The 4166-nt window shown below is 74.5% G+C and carries 3 protein-coding genes; all 3 read right to left on the bottom strand.

Going from position 1 to position 4166, the window contains the following annotated elements; translation table 11 throughout:
- Positions 1 to 145: 145 nt before the first annotated feature.
- A complete protein-coding gene (mraY, locus tag JWR81_RS12560) occupies positions 146 to 1216 on the bottom strand; it encodes a phospho-N-acetylmuramoyl-pentapeptide-transferase (protein WP_297650820.1) in 1071 nt (356 codons plus the stop codon).
- The gene (gene murF, locus JWR81_RS12555) at positions 1213 to 2637 is read right to left on the bottom strand and encodes a UDP-N-acetylmuramoyl-tripeptide--D-alanyl-D-alanine ligase (RefSeq protein ID WP_297650824.1); all 1425 of its coding nucleotides are present in this window, start codon (positions 2635 to 2637) and stop codon (positions 1213 to 1215) included. Before murF ends, mraY begins: the two co-directional genes overlap by 4 nt.
- Positions 2638 to 2668: 31 nt before the next feature.
- Positions 2669 to 4166, bottom strand: a 1498-nt coding sequence (locus JWR81_RS12550) for a UDP-N-acetylmuramoyl-L-alanyl-D-glutamate--2,6-diaminopimelate ligase (protein WP_367278783.1), incomplete at its 5' end; no start/stop codon positions are given.

Below are 4166 nucleotides of genomic sequence, written 5' to 3'. Positions count from 1 at the left end.
GGCCGGGCGTCCGACAGCGCGACGTGCGCCCCGAGGTCGACGAGCGCGCGGGCGGCGGCGAGCCCGGACACGCCCGCGCCCGCGACGAGGACGTGCGCGCCCCGGAGCTCCGTCACCGGCCCGCCTCCGTCACTGGCCCGCTCCGTCACTGGCCCGCGGACGCGGTGAGCCACTCGCTGTAGAACAGCCCCAGACCGAGCGCCGCACACATCGCACCGAGCAACCAGAACCGGATGATCACCGTGGTCTCCGCCCACCCGGCCAGCTCGAAGTGGTGGTGGAACGGCGCCATCCGGAACACGCGACGACGGGTGGTGCGGAACACCGCGATCTGCAGCGCCACCGACAGCGCCTCGACGACGAACACGCCACCGATCACGACGAGCAGCAGCTCGGTGCGCGTGACGATCGACAGGCCCGCGATCAGCCCGCCCAGGGCGAGCGAGCCCGTGTCGCCCATGAAGATGCGGGCCGGCGCGGCGTTCCACCAGAGGAAGCCGATGCAGCCGCCCATCGCGGCCGCGGCGACGAGGGCGACGTCGAGCGGGTCGCGCACCTGGTAGCAGCCGGCGGCGATGTTCAGCCCGCAGTTGTTGCGGAACTGCCAGAACCCGATGATCACGTAGATCGCCAGTACGATCGCCGAGGTGCCCGCGGCGAGGCCGTCGAGGCCGTCGGTGAGGTTCACGGCGTTCGACCAGGCCGCGATGATCAGGTTGGCCAGCAGGATGAACCCGACCAGCCCGAACGACAGCACCGTGATGTCGCGGACGAACGACAGGTTGTCCGAGGCCGGCGTCAGGTCCTCGGGGTTGGCGAAGCGCAACGCCAGGATCCCGAAGATCGTGGCCGTCAGCACCTGCCCGATGATCTTGGACGTCTTGTTGAGGCCCAGGTTGCGGGCCCGGCGCAGCTTGATGAAGTCGTCGAGGAAACCGACGAGCCCGAGCGCCGTGGTGAGGAACAGCACCAGCAGCGCCGACGGGGTGATCGGCTCACCCGTGAACAGGTGCGAGAGCAGGTAGCCCAGCCAGATCGCCAGCATGATCGCGACGCCGCCCATGGTGGGTGTGCCGCGCTTGGCCTGGTGGCTCTGCGGCCCGTCGGCCCGGATCTCCTGACCGAAGCCCTGCCGGGCGAAGAACCGGATCAGGTAGGGGGTGAGCAGGATGGAGACCGCCAAAGCGACCCCCGCGGCGATGAACACGCCCCTCACGACGACACCGCCGTTCCCTCGTGTGACTGCCTCTGGTCGAGGATCGCGGTGGCGACCCGGTCGAGCCCCGCCGCACGGGACGCCTTGACCAGTACGACGTCGCCGGATCGCAGCTCGGCTCGCAACAGGTCGATCGCGCCCCCGACGTCGTCGACAGCAGTCAGCACGCCGTACGCCGCACAGCCGACAGAGACCACCTTTGCCACATCCAACTCTCTCGCCAGCCCGGCGATCCTCGCGTGCTCGGCGTCCGCGTCGGCGCCCAGCTCGGCCATCGGGCCCAGCACCGCCCACGTGCGCCTCCCCGTCCCGAGCGCGGCGAGCGCTCGCAGCGCCGCGCGCATCGACTCGGGGTTGGCGTTGTAGGCGTCGTTGACGACGGTGACGCCGTCGGAGCGATCGGTGACGTCCATCCGCCAGCGCGACGCGGGCGCGGCCGCCGACAGCACGCCGGCGACCTGATCGGGCGCGGCCCCCAGCTCGAGGGCGACGGCGGCCGCGGCCAGCGCGTTGCCGACGTGGTGCTCGCCCACCAGCTGCAGCGCGACGTCGGCCGATCCGGCCGGGGCGACGAGACGGAAGCGGGCGCGGCCGGCGTCGAGGCGGACGTCCTCGGCGCGGACGGTGGCACCGGCCGCGCGGCCCACCGTGACGACGCGGGCCCGGGTGCGGGACGCCATCGCGGCGACGAGCGGGTCGTCCGCGTTGAGGACGGCCACGCCGTCCGCCGGCAGGGCCTCCACCAACTCGCCCTTGGCCTGCGCGATGCCCGCGACCGAGCCGAACTCGCCCAGGTGCGCGCTGCCGACGTTGAGCACGACGGCGATGCGCGGCGGCACGGCGGCGGCCGCGGCGGCGATATGGCCCGGCCCGCGGGCGGAGAACTCCAGCACCAGGTGGCGTGTGTCCGCCCCGGCGCGCAGGGCCGTCCAGGGCAGGCCGAGCTCGTTGTTGAACGACTCCGGCGGCGCGACCGTGGGGCCCGACGGCGCGAGGACCGCCGCGAGCAGGTCCTTCGTGGAGGTCTTGCCGGAGCTGCCGGTGACCCCGATGACCGTCAGGTCCGGCAGCGCGGCGACCGAGTGCGACGCGAGCTTCGCCAGCGCGGCGAGCACGGCGGCGCCGGAGCCGTCCGGGTCGGCGTCGGCGAGATAGGTGCCCTCCGTGCGGGCCACGGCGGGGACGATCACCGTGGGCGCGTCGACCTCGCGGGCGGCCAGCACGGCCACCGCCCCGCGGTCGACCGCGGCGGCCGCGAAGTCGTGGCCGTCGACCCGCTCGCCGGGCAACGCGAGGAACAGGCCGCCGTCGACGATCTTGCGCGAGTCGAACTCGACGGCCGTGACCAGCTCGTCGCCGCTCGCGCGGTGCAGGCGGCCACCGGTGACGGCGGCGACGTCGGCCAGCCGCATGGGGATCACGACACCCATCCGATCACGTCGGGGTCGGGCACTACCGGGCACCCGCACTCATGGCGGCCGCGAGCTCCGCGGCGTCGTCGAAGGGGTGCTTGACGCCGTGGATCTCCTGGCCGGTCTCGTGGCCCTTCCCCGCGATCACGACGACGTCGCCGGGCCGGGCGAGCTCGACGGCGGCGGCGATGGCGGCGCGGCGGTCACCGATCTCGAGCACCTCGCCGCGGCCGGGCTCGGCCTGCGCACCGGCGAGCATCGCCGCGCGGATGTCGGAGGGGTCCTCGGTGCGGGGGTTGTCGTCGGTGACCACGAGCACCTCGGCGCGCGACGCCGCGGCGGCCCCCATGAGGGCGCGCTTGCCGCGGTCCCGGTCGCCCCCGCAGCCGAGCACCACGAGCACCCGGCCGGGGACCTCGGTGCGCAGCGTGTCGAGCAGGGCGGTGACGGCGGCGGGCTTGTGGGCGTAGTCGACGACGGCCAGGTACGGCTGGCCAACCTGCACCCGTTGCATCCGTCCGGGGACCGTGACCTGCGCGAACCGCTCGACGGCGACCGCGGGAGGCACGCCCACCGCGTCGAGGCAGGCCAGCGCCACCAGCGCGTTGGCGACGTTGAACGCACCGGGCAGCAGCAGCCGGGCCGGGAGCGCGCCCGCGGGCCCGGCCACCGTGAACGTCTGGGTACCGTCCGCGCCGGTCACCAGGTCCGTCCCCCGCCAGACGGCGTCCGGGCCGATGGTGGACACCGTCACCGCGTCCGGGGTGCGGGCGGCCAGTCGGCGGCCCCACTCGTCGTCGACACAGATGACGGCGTGCTCCGCGCGCCCGTCGAACAGGGTCGCCTTGGCCTCGAAGTAGTCGTCCATGTCACGGTGGAAGTCGAGGTGGTCCTGTGACAGGTTGGTGAAGGCACCGACGGCGAACCGCGTGCCCGCGACCCGGCCCAGCGCGAGCGCGTGGCTGGAGACCTCCATGGCGACGTCCGTGACCCCGGCCTCGGCCATCACCGCGAGGAGCGCCTGCAGGTCGGGCGCCTCCGGCGTGGTGAACGCGCTGGGCAGCGCGGTTCCGTCGATCCGGGTGCCGACCGTGCCGAGCAGGCCCGTGGTGCGCCCCGCGGCGGACAGACCGGCCTCCAGCAGGTGCGCCACGGTGGTCTTGCCACTGGTGCCGGTGACGCCCAGGACCGACAGCCGCGCGGTCGGGTCGCCGTAGACCAGCGCGGAGACCGGGCCGAGCACCTCCCGCGGGCGCGGGTGTACCAGGACCGGGACGCGCGCGAGCGCCGGGCGCGTGGCGCCGTCGGGATCGGTGAGCACCGCGACGGCACCGGCCGCGTAGGCGTCGGCCGCGAAGTCGGCGCCGTGGGCACGGGCACCGGGCAGGGCGGCGAACAGGTCACCGGGCAGTACCTCGGCGGCGCGCAGCGTGACCCCGGTGACGGCCGGCAGCTCACCCGCGGGGGCGGCCACGTCCAGGGCGGAGGCCAGCGTGCGCAGCCCGACCGGGCGCGTCGCACGCGGCCGCGGGGGCGCG

It is taken from the genome of Pseudonocardia sp. (assembly GCF_025965585.1).
Taxonomy (GTDB): domain Bacteria; phylum Actinomycetota; class Actinomycetes; order Mycobacteriales; family Pseudonocardiaceae; genus Pseudonocardia.
The sequence above is the reverse complement of the archived record's forward strand: the minus strand, read 5'-3'. Positions and strand labels throughout refer to the sequence as shown.